The sequence below is a fragment of the Pseudomonas idahonensis genome (assembly GCF_037903935.1).
GTDB classification, from domain to species: Bacteria; Pseudomonadota; Gammaproteobacteria; order Pseudomonadales; family Pseudomonadaceae; genus Aquipseudomonas; species Aquipseudomonas danubii.
In genome coordinates, this window is the sequence record NZ_CP149586.1 from 4,159,533 (window position 1) to 4,186,253 (window position 26,721).

Annotated in this window: 19 protein-coding genes; 8 read left to right on the forward strand and 11 right to left on the reverse strand. The window is 64.0% G+C overall.

The genetic code is table 11. From position 1 onward, the window contains the following. Nucleotides 1–203: 203 nt before the first annotated feature. Nucleotides 204–542: a hypothetical protein gene (locus WIN67_RS18815; protein ID WP_339069845.1), complete on the reverse strand. Its 339-nt coding sequence runs from the start codon at nt 540–542 to the stop codon at nt 204–206. Between the two features lie 478 nt (nt 543–1,020). Then, nucleotides 1,021–1,362: a hypothetical protein gene (locus tag WIN67_RS18820; protein ID WP_339069846.1), complete on the reverse strand. Its 342-nt coding sequence runs from the start codon at nt 1,360–1,362 to the stop codon at nt 1,021–1,023. A 413-nt stretch (nt 1,363–1,775) separates the two neighbouring features. Between WIN67_RS18820 and WIN67_RS18825 the strand changes: the two genes are divergently transcribed. The 4 genes from WIN67_RS18825 to WIN67_RS18840 are packed head-to-tail and all read left to right on the forward strand — an operon-like array spanning nt 1,776 to nt 9,428. Next, the gene (locus tag WIN67_RS18825) at nt 1,776–4,292 is read left to right on the forward strand and encodes an ATP-binding protein (RefSeq protein ID WP_339069847.1); all 2,517 of its coding nucleotides are present in this window, start codon (nt 1,776–1,778) and stop codon (nt 4,290–4,292) included. After that, nucleotides 4,289–5,575 carry an EAL domain-containing response regulator gene (locus WIN67_RS18830; RefSeq protein WP_339069848.1) on the forward strand — a complete coding sequence of 429 codons (1,287 nt, stop codon included), beginning with the start codon at nt 4,289–4,291 and terminating at the stop codon, nt 5,573–5,575. Before WIN67_RS18825 ends, WIN67_RS18830 begins: the two co-directional genes overlap by 4 nt. Next, nucleotides 5,527–8,712 (forward strand): hybrid sensor histidine kinase/response regulator, encoded by a 3,186-nt coding sequence (locus WIN67_RS18835; protein ID WP_339069849.1) that lies wholly within the window; start codon nt 5,527–5,529, stop codon nt 8,710–8,712. Before WIN67_RS18830 ends, WIN67_RS18835 begins: the two co-directional genes overlap by 49 nt. A 59-nt stretch (nt 8,713–8,771) precedes the next feature. Further along, nucleotides 8,772–9,428, forward strand: coding sequence for a response regulator (locus WIN67_RS18840; RefSeq protein ID WP_339069850.1), 657 nt, complete (start codon nt 8,772–8,774; stop codon nt 9,426–9,428). A gap of 59 nt (nt 9,429–9,487) precedes the next feature. Here the strand turns inward: WIN67_RS18840 and WIN67_RS18845 are convergent, their stop codons facing one another. The 3 genes from WIN67_RS18845 to WIN67_RS18855 are packed head-to-tail and all read right to left on the reverse strand — an operon-like array spanning nt 9,488 to nt 13,594. Next, nucleotides 9,488–10,828: an MFS transporter gene (locus WIN67_RS18845; RefSeq protein ID WP_102881531.1), complete on the reverse strand. Its 1,341-nt coding sequence runs from the start codon at nt 10,826–10,828 to the stop codon at nt 9,488–9,490. A 43-nt stretch (nt 10,829–10,871) separates the two neighbouring features. Next, entirely contained in the window at nt 10,872–12,413 is a 1,542-nt protein-coding gene (locus tag WIN67_RS18850) for a class I adenylate-forming enzyme family protein (RefSeq protein ID WP_339069851.1), read from the reverse strand. 2 nt (nt 12,414–12,415) lie between these two features. Next, nucleotides 12,416–13,594 carry an acetyl-CoA acetyltransferase gene (locus WIN67_RS18855; protein ID WP_102881533.1) on the reverse strand — a complete coding sequence of 393 codons (1,179 nt, stop codon included), beginning with the start codon at nt 13,592–13,594 and terminating at the stop codon, nt 12,416–12,418. 145 nt (nt 13,595–13,739) lie between these two features. Here WIN67_RS18855 and WIN67_RS18860 point away from each other — a divergent pair, with 145 nt between their 5' ends. Then, on the forward strand, nt 13,740–14,312 hold the full coding sequence (locus WIN67_RS18860) for a LuxR C-terminal-related transcriptional regulator (protein ID WP_102881534.1): 573 nt from the start codon (nt 13,740–13,742) through the stop codon (nt 14,310–14,312). Nucleotides 14,313–14,336: 24 nt separating this feature from the next. Here the strand turns inward: WIN67_RS18860 and WIN67_RS18865 are convergent, their stop codons facing one another. The 6 genes from WIN67_RS18865 to WIN67_RS18890 form a co-directional block, all read right to left on the reverse strand. Then, entirely contained in the window at nt 14,337–14,849 is a 513-nt protein-coding gene (locus WIN67_RS18865; protein ID WP_339069852.1) for a hypothetical protein, read from the reverse strand. An 81-nt stretch (nt 14,850–14,930) separates the two neighbouring features. Next, entirely contained in the window at nt 14,931–15,905 is a 975-nt protein-coding gene (locus WIN67_RS18870) for a cyclase family protein (protein WP_110653276.1), read from the reverse strand. 495 nt (nt 15,906–16,400) lie between these two features. Beyond that, entirely contained in the window at nt 16,401–17,159 is a 759-nt protein-coding gene (locus tag WIN67_RS18875; RefSeq protein WP_339069853.1) for an SDR family oxidoreductase, read from the reverse strand. 48 nt (nt 17,160–17,207) lie between these two features. Beyond that, nucleotides 17,208–18,656, reverse strand: coding sequence for an aldehyde dehydrogenase family protein (locus WIN67_RS18880; protein WP_339069854.1), 1,449 nt, complete (start codon nt 18,654–18,656; stop codon nt 17,208–17,210). Nucleotides 18,657–18,661: 5 nt separating this feature from the next. Then, a complete protein-coding gene (locus tag WIN67_RS18885; protein ID WP_110653274.1) occupies nt 18,662–19,774 on the reverse strand; it encodes a tartrate dehydrogenase in 1,113 nt (370 codons plus the stop codon). Between the two features lie 161 nt (nt 19,775–19,935). After that, entirely contained in the window at nt 19,936–20,838 is a 903-nt protein-coding gene (locus tag WIN67_RS18890; protein WP_110653273.1) for a LysR family transcriptional regulator, read from the reverse strand. Between the two features lie 250 nt (nt 20,839–21,088). Here WIN67_RS18890 and WIN67_RS18895 point away from each other — a divergent pair, with 250 nt between their 5' ends. The 3 genes from WIN67_RS18895 (at nt 21,089) to WIN67_RS18905 (ending at nt 26,680) form a co-directional block, all read left to right on the forward strand. Further along, nucleotides 21,089–22,846, forward strand: coding sequence for a flavin monoamine oxidase family protein (locus WIN67_RS18895; protein WP_102864893.1), 1,758 nt, complete (start codon nt 21,089–21,091; stop codon nt 22,844–22,846). Then, nucleotides 22,833–24,569, forward strand: a complete 1,737-nt coding sequence (locus WIN67_RS18900) for a thiamine pyrophosphate-binding protein (protein WP_339069855.1) — start codon at nt 22,833–22,835, stop codon at nt 24,567–24,569. The genes WIN67_RS18895 and WIN67_RS18900 overlap by 14 nt, the downstream gene beginning before the upstream one ends. A gap of 86 nt (nt 24,570–24,655) precedes the next feature. Next, a complete protein-coding gene (locus WIN67_RS18905; RefSeq protein ID WP_102881543.1) occupies nt 24,656–26,680 on the forward strand; it encodes a hypothetical protein in 2,025 nt (674 codons plus the stop codon). Nucleotides 26,681–26,721: the final 41 nt, after the last annotated feature.

The following is a 26,721-nucleotide window of genomic DNA, read 5'->3' on the forward strand; positions in this document are numbered from 1 at the left end:
CGAGTTGGCGTTGTTGTTAATGGACAGGCCATGGGCCTCTCCCCACGAAGGTCAGCACATCGCTATCAATCGACTGCACACTGGCACCCAGGCCAGACGCAAACAGGCCATAGCCGAAGTCGTCGCGGGTCACGATGCGACTGTCGTTGAGGGTGATCTTGGCTCCCGCCATCCGCGCCAGCGCCTGACGTCTCGATCAGCGCTCAGCGGACGTTGAAGACTGCCCCCGGGCTGTTCATGGTGTACGCAGATGCGTACAGGGCATTGGAGCCGCCGTCCATGGTGAATACGCCTGCTCGGTTGCAGACGCCCGTGGCCGCATCTCCCTTGGTTTCCAGAAGGATGTTCTTGGCGTCCACACGGGTGTTGGTCCCCGGCATACAGATCGCCGCACCGAAGTCGCACTTGGTGGTGATCTGCACGGCATCCGGATCGGCCGCAGCCTGGCCGGCATTGACGTTGATGCCGTTGCTAACTTGCGAGGCGATCTGGCTGTTGCTGACTACCGCCGCGCCGCCCGGCTGCTGGTACACACTGTTCAAGTGTGATGCCATCCTCCCTGGCATTGATGGAGCCGTTGCTGAAGGTAAGGGAACCACTGCTGACTAACATGCCTCTCCCGGTGCTAGCACTGATGTCGACGCCATTGGCATTGATGGTGGACCCCAGGCCCTCGGCAGACGTTGTCTGAGAAGAGCCCAGGGAGCGGATGTCAACCCGGTCCAGTTCAATGAACGCGCCATCTTGGGCCCGCACCATTGAGAAAGATCCGCTCACGGTGCTGATTCGAGGCCTTGATGGCAGAGCCGTTGCCTTTGCCAGACAGCGCCGAGGCACGGTAGTCCGAGGCGCTGATGAAGCCCCCGACAGCTCTGCCTGGCCACCGGCAGAGACCATCACACCGCTGCTTTGGCTGCCTCTGGTGGTGAGGATCACGTCACTGAGGATCAGCTGACTGCCGGTGGAGGTGGCGCCGGTGGCGAAATCGGAGCCGCCGGTAGTGAGGATCACATCAGACAACTAGACCTTGCCGCCGGCATCCACCTGCACGCCCACCACCGAATTGTCAGGGCCGCCCGCCGTGGCGTTGATAGCATATCCGTTGACCTGCAACTGATTTTGCAAACCGCTTACGAGCACAGCAAGGCCACTGCCGGAATGATCAACACTCACATTATCCATGGTTAGCGATTCACCTAGGGCGGAAGAGATGTCGTTTTTTTCATAATCGGCGGCGACTGTGCAGGGAGTAACAAGAGTCAAAAACGAAAAAACGGAACCGACCGCGACATTTAGCGTTTCCTTAACCATAACCACCAAGCTTTTGCTTTGAAGCACAATAAGCACGAATGGACGAGTCACGAGGCAAACTAACAAATGAGAATCTTCTTAAACCCTCGACCACTAAGAATATTCTTAAGATAGATGTAGAAAGTTCTTATTACCATGGGCTCATGCATACACAAGCTCATTCTATAGCTCCTATAAGCCAATATTCCGGCTCCTATATTCCGGCTTTAATGCTAAGACTCTTCATGTACAGCCTGCTTTTATGCATCCTGGTCATCGCTGGCTTCATCATTCAATGGTCACTTAATGAAACACTTTCCAACTATCGCCGACAGATGAACGCTGCGGCTTTTAACGCCCAACAATTTTTCAATAAACGAGATAGCCTTTTAAAAGCGATTGCTTCCTCAGCGATACACACTAGTGACAATCGACTTAGCTCTTACAACCTCAACTTTCTGACAAGCAATGAGCAATTACGTGTATTGCCATTGGGCAATGCCACGGCGCCGCGCTGGGCCCTGGTCCTCACCGCCCGCGATCTGATCGAAATCGACAACACCCATAGTCAACTGCTCTATCTGGCGCCGGAACAAGGGATAGTCAGCAGCCTCTACGAGCCGACGGACAGCGGCCCCGATGCGCATTCCGGCAGTGCGAGCAACACCCCCTGGCTCAAGCTGCTTGACCAGCGCGCAGCACAGAACCTGCTGACCCAGCCCCCAGGAGCGCGAACCCTGTGGTACTGGACCGGCGCCAACGCCAACAAACAGGTGTACCTGCTTCGCCCGGTGGACGAACACCAGGCCAGCGAGGGTTGGCTTGGTCTGGAACTCACCAAAATCGATCAGGCCCTCGCCCCTCTGGGCCTGCACCAGGGCAAGTACCTGCTCTATGACGCCGAAGGCGCGTTGGTGCTGCACAGCACCAACTGGCAAGTGCCCGGTAGCCTGTCGCGCCTGCAGGCCGACGAAGACTCCTTCGGCCTTCACCGTCTAGGCGGGTTACCTGACTACATCGAGCTCAACAAATCCGTGGGCAACGCCGGCTGGCGCCTTGTGTACTACGCGCCAATCAGCCAATTGTTGCAAGACAGCTCCGCTCTGCTGTACAGCACCCTGGTGGTGACCTTGCTGCTGTTCGCGGCCATCTTCCTCGGTGCGCGCTACATCCGGCTGCGTCTGGTAGACCCGGCGATGCAGCACTACAGCGCCCTAGCGGACAGCGTTTCGCTCAACCGGCGCTTCATTGAGGTAGCACCAGTGGGCCTGTGCTTGATGCGCCGCGACAACGGCCGACTGATCCTTTGCAACGAATCCGGACGGCGCTGGCTGAGATCAGTCCCCAGCTTACGCGAACAGATTCTCGGCGAACCGCATAGCCGCGTGCACGTCATCGACCATGCACTGGAGGATGGCACGTTCATCCATCTGACCTGCGCGCCCACTGGCTACAACGGCGTGGCAGCGGTGCTGTGCTGCATCAGCGACGTCACCGACTTCAAGATGGCCGAGCAGTCGCTGCTACAGGCCAAACAGCTATCGGACCAGGCCAACCGTGAGAAAACCCTGTTTCTCGGCACCCTAAGCCACGAGATCCGCACGCCAATGTACGGCATCCTCGGTTCCCTGGAAATGCTCCGCACCACCGCCCTCAGCACCCAGCAGAACGACTATCTGGAAGCCAGCCAGCAAGCCTCCTCGGCGCTGATGCGAACCATCAACGACACCCTCGACCTGTCGCTGATCGAGTCCGGACGCCTGAGCCTGAACCTCGCACCGTTCTCCCCGGTGAGACTGATGGAGGAAGTGGCCCTCAGTTACTCGGCACGGGCCCGTAGCAAGGGCTTGCGCCTGTACGTGATCCTGGACCCGAATGTCGCCGAGCAGGTACTCGGAGACGGTGAGCGCATTCGCCAGATCCTCAACAATCTGGTGAGCAACGCAATCAAGTTCACCGAATCTGGCCACGTGATACTGCGCCTGCAAGCCCAGGAGCAGCAAGGCCAGACTCCATGCCTACGTTTCCAGGTGGTGGACAGTGGCCCCGGGATAGCCCCGGAGTTCCAGGCCAAACTGTTCGAGCCCTATTTCCGCGTACCCAGCTGGCTCGGCCAGAAAACCTCGGGCACCGGGCTTGGCCTGGCCATCTGCCAACGGCTGGCATACATGATGCGAGGTCAGTTGAGCGCCATCAGTGAGCCCGGACTGGGTTCGAGTTTCAGTTTCAGCCTAACCCTGGAACCCAGCAACTCGGCGCCGGCGCCCGATCTGCCGCGCCTGGGAGTGACCCCGGTGTATGTGCGCGGTGACGTCCGGGAAGTAAATCTCAATCTGTGCCACTGGTTGCGCCACTGGGGCGCGTTGGCGATCCCCTATGTCGCCGAACGCGCCCCGCCGTCCCGCAAGGCGGTATTAGTAGAGGCCTTTCTCGGCCCATCGCGGCCGGTGACCTGGAGTGGCCCGCGAGTGATCATGCACGCTCCCGGCATGGGCCCGCCACAGCGCCAGGCCAGCGACAGCTGGATCGCCCGCACTTTCAGCCTCGACAGCCTGCGCAATGCGGTGGCACAGGCCCAATCCGGCATTGTCACCGAGCGCTGCTTCGCCTCCCCCAAGGCCCTGGTTCCGAGCCTGGACCTCAAGCTGCTGGCGGTGGACGACAGCCCATTGTCGCTGCAGGTGATTGTTCAGCAGGGACGCTACCTGGGCAACCACATGGTGGCGTGCGCCAGTGCCATCGACGCCCTGAAACTCAACGACCTGCTGTCCTTCGACGGGGTGCTGACCGACCTGCAGATGGAGCACATGGACGGCCTGTTGTTTGCTCGTACCCTGCGCGAGCGCGGGTTCTGCGGCCCCATCATCGGCATCACTGGCGAACTCTCGCCAGTGATGCGCAGCCGCAGCGAAAAGGCTGGGATACGCCAACTGCTCATCAAGCCGGTCCCTCTGGACGCCTTGAGCGAAGTACTGCAATCCATCAAGAGGAAAGTCATGTGAGCGTGCCCAAATCCCTGCGCGTCCTGGTGCTGGACGACCACCCGATCCACTGTATGCAGGCCCGGCAACTGCTGCAGCAGGCAGGGTTCGGCCCGGTGGACTGCGCCCAGGACGCGCGTCAAGCCCTGGCCATGCTGCACCGGCAGGTCTACGATCTGGTGCTGGTGGATCTGCATATGCCGGAAATGGATGGGGTGCAGTTCATACACGCCCTGACCGGTATCGAACAGGTGCCGATCCTTGCCATCGTGTCATCCTGCTCGCGACGGCTGATGAACAGCGTCAGCCTGATGGCCAAGGAGAAAGGCCTGGCGGTGCTCGGGACCTTCACCAAACCGCTGGAAGCGGCACACGTCGAGCAGATCAGCACCATCATAGGTAACAGCCAGGGCCAGGGCCCCGGCGCGCGCCCCCAGCCCGAACATGCCGCGGTGTTCGAGCGCCTGGTACTGGAGCAAGCCATCGAACGGCGCGAACTCAAGGCCCGGTTTCAGCCTCGGCGCTCGCTGAGCACTGGCCGAATTATCGGTGCCGAGGCCCTGGTGCGCTGGGACAGACCGTCCTTCGGCCTGCTGATGCCCGACTCATTCCTGGCCTCGATCAGCCGCTGCCAGCTGGACCATCAACTGTTGCTGCTGATGCTCGACGACGCGATCCAGGCGCAGCAACACTGGCAGCGGCTGGGGTATCGCCTCAAGGTCTCGGTCAACCTGCCCACCGGGTTGCTGGACGATCCCGGCCTGCCGGACCAGTTGCAGCGCCTGACCGTCGCTGCGGGGCTGTCCACCAGCGACTTGTGCTTCGAGCTGCTGGAAACCGAACGGCCCTTGTCCCCCGGCCACTACCACATGGGCGCCAGCCGCCTGCGCCTGAAGGGTTTCGGCTTGGCCCAGGATGACTTCGGGATGGGCTACAGTTCTATGTACTCACTGATTTCCACGCCATTTACCGAGATGAAAATCGATCGCCACTTCGTCCATGGCGCCGCCGCCGACGAAACCCGTGCCGCGGCCCTGGTAGCGGCGGTGCAATTAGGCCGGCAATTAGGCCTGGAAGTGGTGGCAGAAGGAGTAGAATTGGCCCGTGACCTGGAGTTTCTGCGCTTGATTGGCTGCGACAGCGCCCAGGGCTACCTTATTTCGGCGGCATTGGAGCTGGACGCTTTTACACAATTGCTGGGATGCAGTGTCACCCCCCTTGTTTCTTCACCGACCCGGCCCGTCTCTCCAATCCCATGCCAGACATCCCGCTACGACGCATTGCACAGAACTTCCGACGACTGAACCTGATCCTGTTCGTCATCCTGCCTTTGCTGCTGATCATGGGCGGCGCCCTGTTCTGGGGTGGCCAACGGATCATTCGCCAGGAACAGGAACGGGTTGCCGTGGACTTCCAGTTACTGACCCGCTACATGGGCGAACAGAGAGCCCTGCTCGAACGCTTGAAAAGCGAGCAGTTCAGTGACGAAGACTCGAAGAGTCCGGCGCGCATCTTTCGCCTGATGGATCAGCAGCAGGCACTCGGCGCGACCCTGTTCCAGGGCAGTCCGTCGCACGTGGAAACGCCCTTCACCCTGGTCTGCGAGGACATGCTCCATTGCCCCCTGGACAGTGCACGGGCCGCCAGCTTCGGCCGTTATCTGACGGACCTTTACTCCAGCTTCTGGGTCCGCTCCAGCTATCCGGCCTCGGCGTTGCTGGTGGTCGATGCCAGTACAGGCAGCAGCTATACAGTGCCCACCGTCAACACTCGCCAGCCGCAACTCTCCGCCGCCCAGGTAATGGCCAGCATCCATGCCATACGCAACAGCGGCCACGGCAGCAACAGTGATGAAGTCCGCTGGATCCGCCTACCGGGGTTCGCCAATCATGTATTGGCCTTTACCCCGCTAAGCAACCCACACTTCACCAACGGCGCAACGGATGCCAGCACATACGCCGCAGCCCTGACCGACCGTCAGCGCATCAATGTCCTGTCCCGGCCCATGCAATCGACCTTCTATGACGCCTTCTGGCTGGAAAACCAGCACGATGGGCTGCTGTTGGGGGAACGACCGCAACCTGCGGACGTGGATCAGGAGGTCAGCCTGCGCAGCGACGGCCTGCTATTTCGCATCAGTGACGAGCATGCCACCTGGACCGGCTATTACCTGCTGAGCTACCAGACCCTGTTCCTCGGCCACTCCTGGCCTCTGGTGGTGGTCCTCATGCTGCTGGTGCTCAGCCCCATAGTCGGCCGCGCCTATGTTCGCTGGTATCAGCGCCTGGTCATCGCGCCGGCGCAGCGGGCACACAGCGAGTTGGTACAAAGCGACCAGTTCAACAGGACCCTGCTGGAAACCACCCCGGTGGCCCTGTGCGTGCTCAGCCGTGAGCGCAGCCTGATTGTCTTCGCCAACACCCTGGCCCTGAAGTGGTTCAACACCCAGATTGGCCAAAGCCTTGAGAACAGCGGCCTGGAACTGGAGCTGCTGGAGCGGATCAGCCAGGCCAGAGAACCGGGTGAAATCGAAAACTATCAGAGCCACGACGGACACTCGTTCTACATCGCCTACGCTCCGACTCTTTATCGCAACCAGGAGGTGCTGGTTTGCGCCTTCGCCGATCTGAGTGTCAGGGCCCAGATGGAACAGCAACTGACCCAGGCAAAACAGGCGGCCGACAAGGCCAACAGCGCCAAGTCGGTGTTTCTGGCGACCATGAGCCATGAGATCCGCACGCCGCTATATGGCGTGCTCGGTTCGCTGGAGCTGATGGGCCTGACCGACCTGGACCGCGAGCAACGCCAGTTGCTCGAACGCATCCAGGTATCCTCGGGCCTGTTGCTGCAGATCATCAGTGACATCCTCGATATCACCCGGATCGAATCCGGCCAACTGTCCCTGGCCGATCAGTCGTTCGACCCTAGGGCGCTGGTGCAACGCTGTACCGCGGCGTTTGTCGACGCGGCTCGAAACAAGGGACTGCTGCTGTTTGCCTCGGTCGACCCAGCCCTGCCGCCTTTGCTCGGCGACCCCGGGCGGATCAGCCAGATCCTCACCAACCTGATCAGCAACGCGGTCAAGTTCACCCATTCCGGGCACGTGATCGTGCGGGCCCGCAGCGAGCCCGGCAGCCAAGGGCAGGTGCGCTTGACTCTACAGGTGGTGGACACCGGAATCGGCATCGGCCAGGAGGAACAGCAGCAGTTATTCATCCCCTTCTACCAGATCGATGCCCACTCCCACACGGTGCACGGCGCCGGGCTGGGCCTGTCGATCTGCGCCCGGCTGGCGGCACTAATGGGCAGCCAGATCCACCTCACCAGCGAACTGGGCCTGGGCAGCAGCTTCACCATGAGCCTGGAACTGCCGGAGGCCTTTGATGTGCCAATCGCTCCTGTGCCGGATCTCGGCGGCACGCAAATTCATGTCCAAAGCCCACACCACGAGCTGACCGACAACCTGTGCCTGTGGCTGCAAAAATGGGGCGCCCAGGCCACCCCCTTGGACGCTTCGGCCGCCACGCCCAAAGGCGAGGGTATCCTGCTGCGCCTGATGGACGATGGCCAGGAAGCGCCGCTGGCCACGGGCATGCTGCGTATCGACCTCGGCGAGCAGCACCAGGCCCCCGGCATGAGCCTGGCCGAGACCTGTGACTTCATGGCCATCAGTCGTCTGATCGAACGCCGCCTGGGACGCGCGCCGGAGCCTAGCGAGCCGTCACCAACTGACCTGAGTGGCATGCCGGCCTTGGGCTTGAACGTGCTGGTGGCCGAGGACAACCCGATCAACCAGGCGACCCTGAGCCATCAATTACAGCAACTAGGCTGCCGCAACACCCTGGCCGCCGATGGCGCGGAAGCCCTCGACCTGTGGCGGGTAGGCGACTACGACTTGCTGCTGACCGACGTCAACATGCCGCGCATGAACGGTTATGAGCTGACCTGCATCCTGCGTGCCTCGGGAGACGACCGACCGATCATCGGCATCACCGCCAACGCCATGTGCGACGAGGAAGCCCGTTGCCAGGCCGCCGGCATGGACTCCTGGCTGGTCAAGCCGGTGCCACTTCAGACCCTGCGTGCCAGCCTGGCGCGGCTCACCCAGCTCGCCCCGCTGGACGATCAACCCGCGCCTCCCAACGCAACGCCAGCACAGGCGTTCGACGACCTGCCGCCCAACCTGCTGCAGATTTTCACCAGCACCATGAAACTGGACATTGAACAACTGCACCAAGCCCTTGACCGACAAGACTACGAACGCATCTTCCACCTTCTGCACCGGATTCGCGGGTCGCTGGCGGTAGCCGGCTACGAAGCCCTGATCCTTCAACTGGAAGACTTGGGACAGAGCCTGCGAGAAGTCGGTTTGACAGCCACCACGCGCACGAATGGCCTGACGCTGTTGCATGCCTTGCAGGACATCAGCCAGCCCGGCTGACCTCTCTCCGCACCCACATTCCTGTGCATCTCCTTCGACGAAAATGGATCATATCCACCATGAAAAAAACCCGAGTTGCCCTGGCTGACGATCATCCTCTGGTGCTGGCTGCAGTCGGCGATTTGTTGCACAAGACCGGCCAATACGAAGTGGTGGCTGCCGTTACCACCCCCAGCGCACTGATCCAGCAACTCACGGACGATCCGCGAATCGACGTGGTGATTACCGATTACTTCATGGAGGGCGACGAGACGTTCGGCGACGGCATCCGGCTGTTGACCTACCTGATCCGTCACTTTCCGCGGGTCCAGGTGTTGGTGTTGACCATGATGTCCAACCCGATGATCGTCGCAGCGCTGTACGACCTGGGCGTGCGCGCAGTACTGCTCAAGCGCCATGACATGAGCGAACTACTGAGCGCCCTGAAGAACGTGAAGCGGGGGCGCATCCATCACCCGCCGAGCCTAACGGCGCAGAGTGAATTCCACAGCACCCCGGTGCGCTCCATGGCCGACGGCCTGAGTAGCCTCACGCCCAAGGAATACGAGGTGCTGCGGCACTTCGTGCGTGGCGAGTCGATGATGCAGATCGCCGCCAACCTCAAGCGCAGTGTCAAGACCGTCAGCGCGCAGAAGATCTCGGCGATCCGCAAACTCAACCTGGACAGCGACCAGGCCCTGGTCGCGTTCTGCCTGGAGTCCGGGGAGTTCCAGTAAACCGGGGCTCGGCTCGACGGACCGGTGCCGGAGGAATCGCCAGGCGGTTGGTGGCCGCATCAGGGCGCCGGATTGACCATCAACGAGGGTGCCAGGCTGTCTTGGTTCTGCAAGCCGGGAGCGCAGGCGACGAAGTCCTCCTTGCGCAGCACCACCAGGGCAATCAGGGACACCACCCCGGTGGCCACGTAGAAGTACCAGGGCGAGGTGATGTCGCCGGTGAGCTTGATCAGCCAGGTGGAGATCAGCGGTGCACTGCCACCGAACACCGCCACGGGAATGTTGTAGGCCACGGCAATCCCGGTGGAGCGGATGCGGGTCGGCAGCAGTTCGCTCATCAGGGCGTAGGTCGAGGAGGCGTAGAGCCCGAACAGGATCGCCACCGCCATCAGCGGCCAGAACAGCGTGGCCGGGGTGGCGTTGGGCGCCGACTTGAAGAACCAGTACATGGCCAGGGTAGCCAGGGTGCCGATCACCATCAGGAACGGCTTGCGTCCGTAGCGGTCGGTGAAGGCGCCGCCCAGGGGCATGACCAGCGCCGCCGAGAGGCTGGCGACGAACACATAGAGCAAGGTAGTGCCGCTGTCGAACTTGAGGGTGTTGGACATGTAGGTCGAAGCGAAGGTCAGCACCAGGTAAAAGATCGAGCTGTGCAGGGTGATGATGAAGAACACCAGGGCAATCGAGCGTTTCCACTGCCAGACCTCCCGCAGCGGTGCCTTGGAGGTCTCTCCGGCGTGCACCAGGGCGAGGAACTCCGGGCTGTCTTCGAGCTTCAGGCGGATGTACAGCGAGATGAACCCCAGGGGGCCGGCGATCAGGAACGGAATTCGCCAGCCCCAGTCCTGCATCAACTCGGCCCCCAGGGCCCAGGTCATGCCATTGGCCACGGCGCCGCCCAGCAACAGGCCGAGCACCGCGGTGACCATCAGCCAGCAGGTGGCAAAGCCCCGGCGCCCGGGCCCGGCGTACTCGGAAATGAAGCTGGTGATGGTGCCGATCTCGCCTCCGGCGGAAAACCCCTGCACGCAGCGGATCAGCACCAGGAGGATCGGCGCGGCGATGCCGATGCTGGCGTAGGTCGGCAGCAGGCCCAGCAGGCAGGTGGAACCGGCCATCAGCATCAGTACGGTGATCAGGGTCTTGCGCCGCCCGATCTTGTCCGCCAGGGGGCCGAAGAACAGCCCGCCCAGGGGACGGATGAAAAAGCTCAGGGCAAAGGCCGCAAAGCTCGCCAAGAGGCTGCTGGTGGGGTCATCGGAGACGAAGAACGCCTTGCCGATGTACAGCGCCAGGAACCCATAGACGCCGTAGTCGTACCACTCGATCAAGTGGCCCGAGGTCGCGCCGATAAAGGCCCGGCGCCGCTGGCGCTGGGGATTGCAAGAGGTCATGTCCATGTTGGGAGACTCCTGTCGTATTGCTGTCCATGGAAAAAATCTTTCAGAGGTCGGCGATGGACCCTGTGGGGTCCTGCAACCACTGGCGCAAGCGGGTCTTGAGAATCTTGCCGTAGCTGTTCTTGGGCAGCTCGCGGCAAAACAGGTATTTCCTGGGCTTCTTGAACGAGGCCATGCGGGTCACGAACCATTGGTTGAGTGCCTGAGCATCGAGGCCGCCTGGGCAGCGCAGCACCACGAAAGCCACCACCGACTCGCCCCACTCGGCATCCGCCTGCCCCACCACGCAGACCTCGAACACCCCGGGATGCTGCATCAGCACCTCTTCCACCTCCCGTGGGTAGATATTGCTGCCGCCGGAAATGATCACGTCCTTGGAGCGGTCCGTGAGGGTCAGCAACCCGCGACTGTCGAGAAAGCCGATATCGCCGGTGAGCAACCAGCCATCCACCAGGGTCGCCTGAGTAGCTGATGGGTTGTCCCAGTAGCCGTGCATCACCGGGGCCCCGCGCACAGCGATTTCCCCGGGTTCGCCGGGGCCCAGGCGCTGTCCATCGGCATCGACTATCCGCACCTCCACACAGGACTGCGGCCGCCCCACCGAGGCCGCGATTGCGGGCCAGTCGGGATGCTCGCGGTCGGCGATCAGCTCCCGGGACAGGGCGCTGATGGTCATCGGGCACTCGCCCTGGCCGTAGATCTGCACCAACCGCGGGCCGAAGGTATCCAGGGCCTGGCCCAGGTCCGCCAGGTACATGGGGGCTCCTCCGTAGACAAGGGTCTTGATCCCCGCGCCGTCATAGCCTTGCTGCCGGGCCTGCTCCACCATGCGCTTGACCATGGTCGGGGCGGCAAACAGGCTGACCTGCCCCAGTTCCTGCGCCAACCCGAACAGCTCCTGCGCATCGAACCCCCGTGACTCCGGCACCACATGCCGGGCCCCGCAGCGCACGTGAATGAAGTTGTAGAGCCCGGCCCCGTGAGACATCGGCGCGGCATAGACCACCGCATCAGTGGCCTGCACCGGGTCCACATCCAGCGGGTAGCACAGCGACATGGCCATCAGGTTGCCGTGCGACAGCATCACCCCCTTGGAACGGCCGGTGGTGCCTGAGGTGTAGAACAGCCAGGCCAGATCATCGTCCCTGCGCGGACAGGGTTCCAGCAGCTCGTGGTCCGGGGCTACCGTCGGCGCGGGGCTGGCGTAACCGGGCAACTCGCGGCAGTTGTCCGGCAAGTCCTTAAGCTCGAAAGTCCGCCCGCTGTCGGTATAGATCGCCCGAGCCCCGGCGTTGCCGACAATCCAGGCCGCCTCCCGCGGATGCAGCTTGCTGTTGACCGGCACCGCCACCGCCCCGCTCCACCAGATGGCGTAGAGCAGTTCCAGGTAGTCGCAACTGTTCTTCATCAGCAACGCCACCCGCTCCCCCGGAGCGATGCCATGGCCGTGGCGCAACTGCAGGGCCCGAGCCCGGACCCGGGTTGCGAAGTCCTGATAGTCGGCCACCTGGCGGCAGCCCTCGAACAGCGCTGGACGCTGAGGCCAGCGTTGAGCCGCATCCAGCAGCCAATGAGCGATGTTCATGCTCAGGTCCTGACCGCTTGCAGGACCGAGGCGTAGTTGGCCACCGCCATCCCGCCCATGTTGAACAGCAAGCCGAACTCGGCACGGGGCACGCCCAGGCCAATGGGCTCGCCGATCAATTGGCGAAAGCCCAGGGCATGCATCGAGACCCCGGTGGCGCCCACCGGGTGGCCCTTGGCCTTGAGCCCACCGGACAGGTTGACCGGCAAACGACCGCCCTGGCGCACGATGCCCTCGTCCAGCGCCCGATGGCCTTCGCCCTTGGGCGCCAGACCCATGGCCTCGTAGATCAACAGCTCGGCGATGGTGAAGCAGTCATGGACCTCGGCGAAGTTCATGTCCCCCAGGCTCACCCCGGCCTCGCGCAAGGCGCCGTGGATGGCCCGCTGCGGGCCGTCGAAGGCGAGGATGTCGCGACTGGCCATCGGCAGCAGGTCATTGACCTGGCTCAGGGAGCGGATCGCCACCTCGCGCCGGAACGAGCGGGCGCGCTGCGGTGACGCCAGGACAATGGCCGCCGCGCCGTCACTGATCAGCGAGCAGTCGGTGAGGCGCAGCGACGGCGCGATCAGCGGATTGCTCTGGGACACATTGTTGCAATGCTCGAAGTCCATCGGCCGATGCATCTGCGCCAGCGGGTTGGCCATGGCATTGGCGTGGTTCTTCACCGCAATCGCCGCCATCGAGGCCAACGGGCTGTGGTAGCGCTCGGTGTACTGCTGCGCGACCCGGGCAAACAGCTGCGCAAAGCTCAGGCCGGCCTCCTGCGGATCGTTCTGGTAACCGGCTCCGGCCAGGGCTTGGGTGACCTCGGCGGTGGAGTTGCCGGTCATCTTTTCCGCGCCCACCACCAGCACCAGTTCAGCGGCGCCGCTGCGGATCGCATTGACCCCGGCCTGAATCGCCGCCGAGCCCGAGGCGCAAGCGTTCTCGCAGCGGGTGGCCGGTTTGAAGCGCAATTGCGGGTCGGCCTGCAGCATCAGCGAGGCCGGGAAACCGTCCGGCACCAGGCCTGAGTTGAAGTGTCCGAGGAACAGGGCGTCGATCTCGGCGGCGTCAATCGCAGCATCCGCCAGGGCTTCACGAGTGACCTGGACAATCAGGTCCTCGAGGGTCGAGCCCTGCAGACGGCCGAAAGATGTGTGGGCAGCAGCAACAATGGATACGGAAGCATGGGTCATGGTGATTTTCTTCTGTGCTTGAAGCGGGCATTCCATACAATGGCGAGCGCCGAAATCAGACGCTAGTTGGGGCAACTACGTACAGCAGTAAGTAGTACCCCGCTCGCCAGAGCGGCGCACCGACTTCCACGAGGCAGGATGCCCCATGACCGTATATGCCCAGCAGCTCCAGGACCTCGAGCGCCTGGCCTTTCAGGTTTCACCCGCACCGCAGTTGATCACCGGGCATCGGCGCATGCTCGATTGCAACCAGGCCTTCCTGCGCCTGTTCGGCTATGAGCGCGAACAGCTGCTGGATCACCTGACCCTGTTGCTGTATCCCTCCCAGGCCGATTACCAGAGCATTGGCGAACGCAGCGAACACTGGCTGCGCAACGGCCAGGGCGCGTCCTATACCGACGAACGCTTCATGCAGCACCGCAATGGCGAGGTGTTCTGGGCCCGGGCCCACGGTTTTTCCCTGACCCCGGACGACCCGTTCGGGCTGATGATCTGGCACTTCGAACGCCTGGACCGGCCGTTGGCGCCGACCGTGCGCCTGACCCCTCGCGAGCGGGAAATTTCCCTGCACATCGTCAACGGCCTGACCTGCAAGGAAGTGGCGCGCAAACTGGCGATTTCCCACCGCACCGTGGAAGTCCATCGCGCCCGGCTGATGAAGAAGCTGCAGGCCAAGAACAGCGCCGAGCTGGTGTCGAAGATCATCTACATCCGTTGAAGCGCCACCCAGGGGCGCCTGCCGCTAAGCCAGCAGCTCGCCGGCGCTCAGGCGCAGCAGACGCGAAGCCCCCAGCGTGGTGCCCTGCAGGGATTCGCCCGCAAACAGCAGTTGATTGGCAGCGGCCATTTCGGCGCTTCTGTTGGCGACGAGTTCGTAGGTCTTGCGCGGCAGCACCTCGCTCCAGCCGTTTTCAAAGGTGTCGTAGGCCAGGGTCAGCGCGGCGGTGAAGTAGTGCTGGCCGGCCACCGGAATCCGTACGTCCTCACCGGCCTCATCGAGGGCGATGAAATGGTTGGGCAGCTGTTCCACTCCCAGGCGCTTGAGCACGATCCAGGCCAGGGCCGAAGGCACGAAGGCGTTGAGCTTTTCCGCAGTGATGGCCGAGTAGCCGCGCTCCTGCAGCCACTGGACGATCTGGTCTTCTGACGCCTCAGGCTGGCCGGCCATCAGTTCAAGGGTGTCGAGCACGCCCTGATGGGCGCTGGCGTGATCCAGGCAGCAACTGCAGTCTGGCGAATGTGAATCGTCATGCATGATCGGTCGATGATCCCTATCGGTCTTGGCGAGGGGGCGCAGGATAAACCTTGCGCCCACTGCAAAACCAGCAGGTACCGGCTACTTGATCACAATGGGATTCACCGGCGCCCCGCTGCCGCCGACGATCTTCAACGGCGCGGCGGTGTAGAGGAAGGTCCACTGACCGTCGGCGGCGCAATCCTCGGCCAGGTCTTCGAGCAGCACGATCTCGGTGAAGGCGATCCCCAGGTTGCGCATCAACGCGCAGTGCAGCGGAATCTGCACCCCGGACACCGGGTCGGTGATCACTTCGTTGGCGATGGTGTCGGTCACCAGATTGGGGATTTCCATCTGGTTGAACCAGTCCACCAGTTCGCGACTGTAGGTCAGCCCGGGCTCCACCAGATCCTTGAAGAACTCGGTCTTGCCGTACTCGTAGAAGGCGCCCATGGAACCGGTGCGGATGATCAGGATGTCGCGCTTCTCGATGGCCACGCCCTGGGCCTTGGCGGCGGCCAGCAGGTCCAGGTGATTGAAGGTCTCGCCGCGGCCCAGGTACTTCTTGCCGCGGTGCCGGGCCATGTCGATCAGCACCGCGCGGCCTACCACGCCGCGCTCGGCAATCGGCAGCACGCTGGCCTTGGCCATGCCGCCGACGGTGCTGCTGGCGTCGTAGCCGTTCCACAACTGGTTGTCGTACCAGGCGTGGCCCAGGGCGTCGTACTGGGTCGAGCCCTGCAGTTGCATGAAGATCACGTCGTCGCAGTACTCGGCACCACCGGTCATGGACGGCTGCTTGCCGGCCTGATAGTGGCTGCGGTCCAGGGTGTTGAAGCGCATCGAGGGGTTGCGCGCCGGCCACATCGGGTCGCCGCCGGGGTGGCCGATCTGCACCTGCAGGGTGAAGGTCTTGCCCTGGCGCACCGCAGCAACACCGCGCAGCACCTCGGCCTGTTGCAGGTAGTTGAGGGCGCCGACCTCGTCGTCCGGGCCCCACTTGCCCCAGTTCTTTGGCAGGCCTTCAAGCAGCTGCTTGGTATTGGGGTGGCTGGTGTTGTTATCGATCCCACACATGTCGAATGCACTCCATTGATTGGGTTGAAACGGGCGAAAATGCCCGCAGGGCCTTGCTTGGGTGATCAACCGTCAAGCCCCGGCGCCCGCTGGAACTTTGCGGCCCTGCGGGCCGTTCGCAGCCTGCGGCAGCGGCTACACCAGCCCGGAATGACACTGGCTGTAGCCGCTGCCGAGCCACGGCGAGGCTGCGAAAAGGCCCGCAGGGCCTTGCCTGTCGATCAACCGTCAAGCCCCGGCGCCCGCTGGAACTTTGCGGCCCTGCGGGCCGTTCGCAGCCTGCGGCAGCGGCTACACCAGTCCGGATTGACACTGGCTGTAGCCGCTGTCGAGCCACGGCGAGGCTGCGAAAAGGCCCGCAGGGCCTTGCCCGGCGATCAACCGTCAACCCCAGGCGCCCGCTGGAACTTTGCGGCCCTGCGGGCCGTTCGCAGCCTGCGGCAGCGGCTACACAAAGCACGGATTAGCCGCGGGCCTGGAGGGTTTTACAGATCATCACACGCAACGTCCACCATCCACTTCCAGGCAGGTGCCAGTGATGAACGCGGCTTCGTCGGAGGCCAGGTACAGGCAGGCGTTGGCCACGTCCTGGGGGGTGGAGAAGCGCCCCAGGGGAATGCTCGCCATGAATTTCTGGCGGTTTTCCGGGGTGTCCGGCACGCCCATGAACTCACTGAGCAGGGCCGTGGCGCCGACCACCGGGTTGACGCAGTTGACACGGATGTTGTCCGGCCCGAGCTCGGCGGCCATGGTCTTGCTCATCACTACCACCGCGCCCTTGCTGCCGTTGTACCAGACCAGCCCCGGGCGCGGCCGGATCGCCGCGGTGGAGGCAATGTTGATGAACACCCCGCCGCCCTGGCCGCGAAAATGCGGCACGAAGTGCTTGGCGCTCAGATAGATGCTTTTCACGTTGACCGCAAACACCCGGTCGAACTCGGCCTCGTCCACTTCCAGCATCGGCCGGTTGCGATGGGTGGTGCCGGCGTTGTTGACCACGATGTCCAGGCCGCCGTAGTGCTCCAGGGTATTGCGCAGCAAGGCGCCCACGCTGGCGTCCTGAGCCACGTTGACCTCGATGAAGTGGGCCTGGCCGCCGGCGGCGCGGATCTCGTCCACCACCCGCTGGCCACCCGTGGCGTTGATGTCGGCGACGATGACCCGGGCGCCCTGCTGGGCGAAGGTCTTGGCGATCCCCTCACCAAAGCCGGAACCGGCGCCGGTGACGATGGCAGTCTTGTTGGCTAGACGCATGGGAGTGACTCCTGTTTTTGTTGTTATGGGCCGCCGTCGTGGCGGCCATCAGTCGTGACGAATGGCGATGGTCTTCAAGGTGGTGAAACCCAGCAGCGCCTCGAAGCCCTTCTCCCGGCCATACCCGCTGGCCTTGACCCCGCCGAAGGGCAGTTCGACACCGCCACCGGCGCCGTAGTTGTTGATGAACACCTGGCCGCAGCGCAGCTTGTGGGCCATGCGCAACTGCCGCGCACCGTCGCGGGTCCAGACCCCGGCCACCAGGCCGAAGGCGCTGTCGTTGGCCAGGCGAATGGCTTCGGCTTCGTCCTCGAAGGGCAGCACCGCCAGCACCGGGCCGAACACTTCCTCCCGGGCCAGACGGCTGTCTGGCGGCACATCGCGAAACAGCACCGCCTCCTGGAAATAGCCGCCGTTGCCGGCCTCGGGCACCACCTGCCCGCGCGCCGCCACCGGGATACCGGCGGCCTCGGCTTCGCGGACGAATTCGCGCACCTGGCGCAGCTGCTTCTGGTTGATCAGCGGGCCCATGTCCAGGTCCAGCTCCGAGGGCCCGGCGCGCAGTTGGCCAAAGCACTGGGCCAGGCGTTCCAGCAGCGGTTCATAGAGGCTGCGCTGCACCAGCAGGCGGCTGCCGGCGGAACAGGTCTGGCCGCAGTTCTGCACGATGGCGTTGATCAGCACCGGCAGCGCCCGCTCCACATCGGCGTCGGCAAACACGATCTGCGGCGACTTGCCCCCCAGCTCCAGGGTCACCGGGCAATGCCGTTCGGCGGCGGCCTTGGCCACCCGGGCGCCGGTGCCGGTGGAACCGGTAAAGGAGATATGCGCGACGCCAGGATGAGCGCACAACGCCGCGCCGGCTTCGTGGCCATAGCCGCTGACCACGTTGATCGTGCCCGCCGGAAAACCCACCTGGGCCGCCAGTTCCGCCAGCCGCAGCAGCGACAGGCTGGCGTCCTCGGCGGGCTTGACCACACAGGCGTTGCCCGCCGCCAGGGCGGCGCCGATGCTGCGGCCGAAGATCTGCATCGGGTAGTTCCAGGGAATGATGTGCCCGGTGACGCCGTGGGGCTCGCGCACCGTGAGCACGGTGTAACCGGCCTGATAGGGCAAGGTGTCGCCGTGCAGCTTGTCGGCGGCCCCGGCGTAGTACTCGAAGTAGCGCGCCAGGGCGGTGGCGTCGGCGCGGGCCACCTTCAGTGCCTTGCCGGTGTCCCGGGCCTCGATCTGCGCCAGCTCTTCATGGTGCTCCAGCACCGCCTGGCCCAGGCGCGCCAGCAGGCGCCCGCGTTCCAGGGCGCAAAGGCTGCCCCAGGGCCCGTCGAAGTTGTCCCCCAGGGCCCGTTGCGCGGCCTGCACCGCCAGGTCGATGTCCTCGGCGGTGCCCCGGGCGATACGCGCATAGGCGATGCCGGTGCTGGGGTCGAGTACCGGAATGTCCTCGGCCCAGGACGAGGCTTGCCATTGGTTGTCGATGTAGTGTTCGAGGCTCATGTTCATCAGTTCCTGTTTCCAGCCAGACATTCGGCTATGGCCCGCCCGACTTCCACGGTACTGGCATTGCCGCCCATTTCCCGGGTGCGCGGGCCTTCGGCGAGCACCGTCTCGATGCTTTCGACCATCGCTGCCGCGGCCCGCTGGTAGAGCTCATCCCCCTGCCCCAGGTGCTCGATCATCAGCGCCGCCGACCAGATCTGACCAATCGGGTTGGCCACCCCCAGCCCGGCGATATCCGGCGCCGAGCCATGCACCGGCTCGAACAGCGAAGGGTACAGACGCTCGGGGTTGAGGTTGGCCGAGGGCGCGATGCCGATGGTGCCGGTGCAGGCTGGGCCCAGGTCGGAGAGGATGTCGCCGAACAGATTGGAAGCCACCACCACATCGAACCAGTCCGGATGCTGGACGAAGTGCGCGCAGAGAATGTCGATGTGGAACTTGCGCGTCTCGACCTGGGGATAGGCCTTGGCCAGCGCCTCCACCCGCTCGTCCCAGAACGGCATGGTGATGGCGATGCCATTGGACTTGGTGGCCGCCACCAGATTGCGCCGGGGCCGGCGGCTGGCCAGCTCGAAGGCGTACTTCACCACCCGGTCCACGCCGTGACGGGAGAACACCGACTCCTGCAAGGCAATCTCCCGCGGGGTGCCCTCCCACATGCGGCCACCGACGCTGGAGTATTCGCCTTCGGTGTTTTCCCGCACCACGATGAAATCGATGTCCCCCGGCACCCGCCCGGCCAGCGGGCACGGCACCCCGGGCATCAGGCGCACCGGACGGATATTCACGTATTGGTCGAACTGGCGGCGGATCTTCAGCAGCGAATCCCAGACCGCAATATGGTCGGGGACGATGTCCGGGGCGCCGACGGCGCCGAAGAAGATCGCCTCGTGGTCGCCGATCTGCTCGGCCCAGTCCTCGGGCATCATGCTGCCGTGGGCCTGGTAGTGCTCGCTGCACCAGTTGAAATGATCGAACTGAAGATCGATGCCGAAACGCCGGCTGACGGCTTCCAGCACGCGCAGGCCTTCGGGAACCACTTCGCGGCCGATGCCGTCACCGGCGATCACCGCGATGCGATGGGGAGGTTTTACAGCGGGATTGATCCTGGACAAGCCGTATCTCCTGGTCTGACGTGTTGTTGTTATCGAGGCAGGTCAAGCGCACGGGCGAGCCCATTCTGGGCACGGGGAAGCGCCCAGGGGAATTGCTCATTGTGGAAACCGCCTTCGCAAAATTCGAAGGCTCGCGGCGCCAAGCTGCCAGGGGCCCGCGACTAGGGCGGCGGCGCCGCGCTGCGATCGCAGTCAGCCAGGTAGTCGAACAGCTCGCGGCTGGCCAGGGAAGGTTGCTCCCGGCGTCGGCACAGGAACATCTGGCGATCGGCCCAGGGGTCGTCGATTTCGATAAAACGCAAGGCCATCTCCTTGCGAAAGATCTGCACCGCGCCCTGGGGCAACACCCCCACGCCCTGCCCGGCGGCGATCAGCCGGCACACCGCCTCGAAGCTGCGCACCTGCACTCGCAGGCGCAGGGGCATGCTCACCGCAGCCGCAGCCTCGGTGATCAACGGGGTGATGGCGGCGTTGTCTTCCAGGCCGACGAAGTCGTAGCCCAGCAAGTCCTGGAAACGCGCATGGCTCATCTTGAACGGATGAGCCTGGGGCACGATCAGGCACAGACGGTCACGGCAATAGGGCTTGAAGTACAGGTCCCGGGCCTGGGGCAAGGTGGTGACGATGCCCACATCCGCGATGCCGTCGCGCACCGCCAGAAGAATCTCGCGGCTGCGCTCTTCGCGGATGTCCACGCGAATCCCCGGGTGCAGGTCGCTCCACTGGGTCAATTGCCGGGGCAGTTCCTGGCTCATCGCCGAGCTGTTGGCGTACAGGCTGACCCGGCCGGTGGCGCCCTTGGCAAAGTCGGCCAGGTCAGCGTGCATCACATCCACCGCCCGCAGGAGGCTGCGGGCATGTTCGGCCAGGGCCTGCCCCGCCGCCGTCGGCTGCACCCCGGTGGAGGTGCGGATCAGCAGCGCCACCTTGAAGTGTTGCTCCAGCAGCGACAGACGCCGGCTGGCGGCCGACAGCGACAGGTGCGACTGCTCGGCGGCCCGGGACAGGTTGCCCAGGGTCAGGGCCTTGAGAAACAGCTCGATGGAAGTCAGGTCCGGAGACATGGCGGAGTCCTTGTGCGCAGTCCGTGAAAACTACGCAGTTGGCGCCGCCCTGTCCAACGCTGCTGCGACGCTTCAAGCCCCTCGCAGAGCGCCCCGCCAGCAGGCCCGTATATTGTCCGACAATAATTGTAAAAGCCCCGTATACACGGGCCGAAACATGCACTAATGGCAAACTGGCATTTCGCCAAAACTGGACAATACTGGTCGCGACGGACCTCCCTGTCCGCCTCCCAGCGAAAAGGACTTCAGCATGAAACCTCAAGAACTCGAACTCGATGTCGCGGTGGTCGGTGGGGGTGTGTCCGGCACCTACAGCGCCTGGCGCCTGCAGCATGAACAAGGTGAAAAACTGCGTATCGGCCTGTTCGAATACGGCGACCGCATCGGCGGCCGGCTGTTCAGCATCAACCTGCCGGGGCTGCCCAACGTGGTCGCGGAAGTCGGCGGCATGCGCTATATCCCCGGCCCCACCGGCCATGTGCTGGTGGACAGCCTGGTCAAGCAGTTGCGCCTGCCAAGCCAGAAATTCCCCATGGGCGCGCCGCCCCCGGTGGGCTCGCTGAACAACCTGTTCTACCTGCGGGGCAAGCGCTTTCGTTATCGCGACTTCAAGGAAGCGCCACACAAGATCCCCTACGACCTGGCCTGGTCCGAACGCGGCTTCGGCCCCGAGGACCTGCAAGTCAAGGTGATGAACTACGTCTACCCGGGCTTCGACCAGCTCAGCCTGTGCCAGCAGATGCAGGTCAAGGTGTTCGGCAAGGAAATCTGGCGCTACGGCTTCTGGGACCTGCTGTACCGGGTCATGAGCAATGAGGGCTACCAGTTCATGAAGGACGCCGGCGGCTACGACGCCAACGTCGCCAACGCCAGCGCGGTCACCCAGCTGCCCGCCACCGAATACAGCGACGACACCGAGTTCCTCACCCTGACCAAGGGTTTCCAGAGCCTGCCCCTGACCCTGGAGGCCAAGTTCCGCAAGCTGCCGGGAATCTTGCCCGGCGCCCAACGGGTGCAGATGAACCAGCGCCTGGTGCAGATCAGCTACGCCAAGGACCGCGACTTCCCCTATCGCCTGCATTTCCAGAGCACCGTCACCGAACAGGGCAGCACCCGGGACATCGACGGCAGCCAGGTGGTCAAGGCGAAGCAGATCATCCTGGCCATGCCCCGTCGTGCCCTGGAGCTGATCGATGCGCCGCTGTTCGACGATCCCTGGCTCAAGGAGAACCTCGGCTCGGTGCTGATGCAGTCGGCGTTCAAGCTGTTTCTGGCCTACGAACAGCCCTGGTGGCGTAGCCTCGGGCTGGTGGCCGGGCGCTCGGTCACCGACCTGCCGGTGCGCCAGGTCTACTACATGGGCACCGAGTGCGAACAGCCCGGCGGCCAGCCGAATCTCAACTCGCTGTTGATGGCCTCCTACAACGACATCGGCACCGTGCCCTTCTGGAAAGGCCTCGAAGGCGGTGCGCCCTTTGTCGGCCATGTGCCGGCCAGCCTCGCCGGGCAGTTGCAAGCCGCAGCAGTGGTGCCCAAAAGCGAGTTCCAGGTCAGCGACGAAATGGTCCGGGTGGCGCAGATGCAAGTCACTCAACTGCATGACCAGGTGGAGCTGCCACGTCCCTATTCGGCGGTCTACCACGCCTGGGATGCCGATCCCTATGGCGGCGGCTGGCACGAATGGAAGGCCAACTACCGGATCGACCAGATCCTGTGCCGCATGCGCAAACCGGTGGCCGACCAGCAGATCCATATCGTCGGCGAGGCCTACTCCATGGGCCAGGGCTGGGTGGAAGGCGCGCTGACCGTGGCCGAGTCGACCCTGCAGGATTTCTTTGGCCTCAAGCGCCCCAACTGGCTGCCCAAGGACTATGCCCTGCTGCCGGTGCCGACCCCGGACGGCTGCACCCTGCCCGGCGACCAGCCGCTGCCCTGCCAGAACTGCGCCAAGACCCTGGACGGCGTCACCCAGTTCGCCTACGAGGGGATCGCCCATGGCCAGCAATGACCCCTTCAGCGTCGCCGACTACCTGCTGACCCGCCTGCAGCAACTGGGCCTGACCAAGGTGTTCCAGGTGCCGGGGGACTACGTCTCGCACTTCATGTCGGCCCTGGACGACTTCGACGGCATCGACGCGGTGGGCGAAGTCAACGAGATGGCCGCCGCCTACGCGGCCGACGGCTATGCCCGTTACACCGGGATCGGCGCGGTATCGCTGCAATACAGCGTCGGCACCTTCAGTGCCCTGAATGCCATTGCCGGCGCCTATGTCGAACGCAATCCGCTGGTGCTGATCAGCGCCAGCCCGTCGGCGCAGAACCGTGACCTGATCTGGTCCCAGGATGTGCTGTTCCACCACTCCACCGGTGATCTGGATGTGGGCCGCAAGGTCTTCGAGCCGGTGACCGTGGCCAGCCTGATCCTTGACGACAGCCTGCGCGCCCCGGCGCTGATCGACGAGGCGCTGGTCAAGGCCATCAGCGAGCGCCGGCCGATCTACCTGGAAGCCTGGCAGAACGTCTGGGGCGAACCTTGCCCGCGCCCTCAGGGCGAACTGCAACCGCTGCCCGCCCGCTGCGACGAGGACTCGATGCGCGCCGCCATCGAGGCCAGCCTGCTGCGCCTGGGCAGCGCCCGCTCGCCGCTGATCATGCTCGGCATCGAGGTGGCCCGCTACGGCCTGCAGGAGCAGGTAATGCGCCTGATCGAGGCCAGCGGCCTGCCCTTCACCACCAGCCTGGAAGCCAAGACCGTGGTCGACGAAAGTCACCCGCAGTTCATCGGCACCTACGCCGGCACCGCTTCGCGCCTGTGGACCCAGGCCTTCATGCAGGACGTGGACTGCATCCTCGCCCTGGGGGTGATCTTCACCGACGACTACCTGCAACTGCTGAACCAGGACTTCAGCCGGATCATCCTGGTCAACAGCCAACTGGCCCGCACCGGCCTGCAGTACTACCCCCACGTACCGCTGCCGGAGTACGTGCAACGGCTGCTGGGGGCCCTGGGCCTGGACAGCGACTACCCCCTGCGCAACCACGTTCCGGAACCCGCGCGCCCGCCGCTGCTGCAACAGGGCGCACCCGACGATGCACTGGGTTATGACCTGTTCCTGGAGATCCTCGACGGTTTTGCCCGGCAACAGAACCTGTGGCCGGGCAGCAGCCTGATCCTCGGTGAGAGCTCGGCCCTGTATGCCGCCAGCAACATCAACGGCCTGCCTCGGGACAGCTTTGTCGCCGATGCCATCTGGGGTTCCCTGGGCCACGAAACCGGCTGCGCCCTGGGGGTGGCCATGGGCAGCGGTCGGCGGCCGATCGTGGTGGCCGGCGACGGCGGCTTCATGATGATCTGCCAGTCGCTGTCGACCCTGGCACGCAACCGGATCAACGCCCTGGTGTTCGTCATGAGCAACGAGGTCTACGCCATCGAACAGGCGTTCGTCGATATCGATGCCTTCGAGCCCGGCGGCCAGTTCGCCCCGTTCGACACCCTGCCGACCTGGGACTACCTGGCCCTGGCCAAGGGGTTTGGCGCCGAGGGTTTCAAGGTCTCGACCCGGGCCGGGCTGGAACAGTTGCTGCCGCAACTGCTGCAGATCAAGGACCGCCCGGCGCTGATCCAGGTGGTGATTCCCCGGCAGGACCTGGCACCGCAGATCAAGCGCCTGGCCAAGCCGGACGGCCCGTCGTTCGTCGCCCGTCACAGCCACGACAACGACAACGACTGAACCCTCGCGCTGCAAGAGCCGGCTTGCCAGCCCACACCTCGGCAAGCCGGCTCCAACCCAGCGTTTCCTGCAAGGAGCAACACAGCATGGACGTCCCCTTCCTGCGCTCGACCCTGGCCGCCGGCCTGCTGCTGGCCAGCGCCAGCGCCCTGGCCCACACCATGAACCACGGCAGCGATGAACACAGTGGCGGCTTCACCCCCGTGCCGCCGGACACGCCCTACCTGCAAGTGCTGCACAAATGCGTCAGCCCCCAGGACACCGAGGGCGACCAACTGCTCTCGGGCCTGGGCGGCACCCGTTACCCCCTGGTCAGCCTCAAGCAGCCGGAGCAGGTCCAGGCCTTCTACAGCCAGGGCATGGCCCTGCAATACGGTTTCAATTTCTCCGCGGCGATCCGCGCCTTCTACCAGGCCAGCCGTTTCGACGAGGGCTCGGCCATGCCCTATTGGGGCATCGCGCTGTCGGCCAACTCCAACATCAACAGTGTCGCCACCACCGGTTGCAACCAGTTGGCCTACCGCTCGGTTCAGATCGCCCTGGAGCACGCCAGCGCCCGGCTCAAGGACAGCGCCGCACAAGCCACCTTCAGCCAGCGTCAGTTGCAGCGCGAGGTGGACTACGCCAAGGCGCTGCTGAGCCTGTATAGCGAAAAGGACGGCCAGGTCAGCCTTGGCGATGAGGGCAACAAGCGCTACGCCGACGCCATGAAAAAACTGTCGGAAGACTACTTTGACGACCTGGATGCCGCGACCCTGTACGCCGACGCCCTGCTCAGCCGCGACCCGTGGAAATGGTGGGACGGCACCGAGGCCGTATCCAATCAGGTCAAGCCGACCGACGCCGCCTACGAGGCCCTGCAAGTGCTCAACCGGGTGCTGGTCCAGGACCAGCAGCACACCGGAGCCAATCACTTCTACATCCACGCCATCGAGGAATCACCCTTCCCCGACAGCGGCCTGCCCATGGCCAATCGCTTCCGCGACCAGAACCCGGCCATCGGCCATCTGGTGCACATGGCCTCGCACATCTACCAGCGCACCGGCAACAACAACCTGGCCAGCGTGGCCAACTACACCGCCGTCTCGGTGGACCGCGCCTACGCCCATCAGGTCCAGCCGCAAAGCCCCTATGCCTTGCACTACCTGGGGCACAACATCCACTTCCTGACCTGGACCCTGTCCATCGAAGGCCGGCAGAACGAATCCATGAACATGGCCGAGGAACTGGTGGAAAACACCACCCGCTACGCGGCCGTGCCCTTCCTTTGCCAGCAGTACCCCGAAGAGCTCAAGACCAAGAGCGACTACTTCTACGCGGTGCCCTACTACTTCGCCGTGCGCTTCGAGGACTGGGACGCCCTGGCACGGATCGAACCGAAGATCGACGCCGGCCTGGCCACCCTCAACCAGACCTGCCGCGAGGCCAACCAGGGAACGGACAAGCCCTGGCAGGACTTGACCAAGCCCTACACCCAACTGATGAAGGCCTATGCCCTGGCGTACCGGCAACTGAGCGCCCAGAACCTCAACCAGGACCAGGCCCGTGATGCCCTCAAGGGTTTCTGGCAGGCCGTCGCCACCTCGCCCCAGCCCCTGACCGGCAAGGACGCCCTGCAATATGGCAACAATCCCGCGCTGCAGCTGCTGCGCATCGCCAACCTGACCCTGCTCGACCGCGCCCTGACCCGTGCCGCCGGCCCACTGGATCTCGCAGCCTTCAAAAACCTGGGCAACCAGGTATTCAACAACGCCAAAGAGGGCCTCAACGCTGACCTGCAGGCCCTGACCGGCGATGCCGGCCAGCAGCAGATTGCCGCCTGGCGCAAGGCGGTGGAGGTGCAAGACGCCCTGGCCTACAACGAGCCGCCGGACTGGTACTACACCCTGCGCGAGTCCCTGGGTTATGCCTTGCTGGCGCAGAAGCGCTATACCGAGGCGGAACAGGTGTTTCGTGAGGATCTGGCGGGCAACCGCCTCAGCGGCCGCTCCCTCAACGGCCTGAAGCTGAGCCTGGAAAACCAGCCCGGCAAACAGGTCCCGGCGTTGCTCGAAGAACAACTGCAAACCGCCTGGCGCAATGCCACGGTGAGCCCGGCGCCGCGGTTGTAGGCCTGAGGCAAAGGCTACCAGGGGCGGGATCGCAACCGCGG

Excerpts from the sequence above, each read along its gene's own strand:
- WIN67_RS18835 (WP_339069849.1), top strand. The coding sequence starts at position 5,527 with ATGCCAGACATCCCGCTACGACGCATTGCACAGAACTTCCGACGACTG.
- WIN67_RS18840 (WP_339069850.1), top strand. The coding sequence starts at position 8,772 with ATGAAAAAAACCCGAGTTGCCCTGGCTGACGATCATCCTCTGGTGCTG.
- WIN67_RS18845 (WP_102881531.1), bottom strand. The coding sequence starts at position 10,828 with ATGGACATGACCTCTTGCAATCCCCAGCGCCAGCGGCGCCGGGCCTTT.
- WIN67_RS18850 (WP_339069851.1), bottom strand. The coding sequence starts at position 12,413 with ATGAACATCGCTCATTGGCTGCTGGATGCGGCTCAACGCTGGCCTCAG.
- WIN67_RS18855 (WP_102881533.1), bottom strand. The coding sequence starts at position 13,594 with ATGACCCATGCTTCCGTATCCATTGTTGCTGCTGCCCACACATCTTTC.
- WIN67_RS18860 (WP_102881534.1), top strand. The coding sequence starts at position 13,740 with ATGACCGTATATGCCCAGCAGCTCCAGGACCTCGAGCGCCTGGCCTTT.
- WIN67_RS18865 (WP_339069852.1), bottom strand. The coding sequence starts at position 14,849 with ATGCATGACGATTCACATTCGCCAGACTGCAGTTGCTGCCTGGATCAC.
- WIN67_RS18870 (WP_110653276.1), bottom strand. The coding sequence starts at position 15,905 with ATGTGTGGGATCGATAACAACACCAGCCACCCCAATACCAAGCAGCTG.
- WIN67_RS18875 (WP_339069853.1), bottom strand. The coding sequence starts at position 17,159 with ATGCGTCTAGCCAACAAGACTGCCATCGTCACCGGCGCCGGTTCCGGC.
- WIN67_RS18880 (WP_339069854.1), bottom strand. The coding sequence starts at position 18,656 with ATGAGCCTCGAACACTACATCGACAACCAATGGCAAGCCTCGTCCTGG.
- WIN67_RS18890 (WP_110653273.1), bottom strand. The coding sequence starts at position 20,838 with ATGTCTCCGGACCTGACTTCCATCGAGCTGTTTCTCAAGGCCCTGACC.
- WIN67_RS18895 (WP_102864893.1), top strand. The coding sequence starts at position 21,089 with ATGAAACCTCAAGAACTCGAACTCGATGTCGCGGTGGTCGGTGGGGGT.
- WIN67_RS18900 (WP_339069855.1), top strand. The coding sequence starts at position 22,833 with ATGGCCAGCAATGACCCCTTCAGCGTCGCCGACTACCTGCTGACCCGC.
- WIN67_RS18905 (WP_102881543.1), top strand. The coding sequence starts at position 24,656 with ATGGACGTCCCCTTCCTGCGCTCGACCCTGGCCGCCGGCCTGCTGCTG.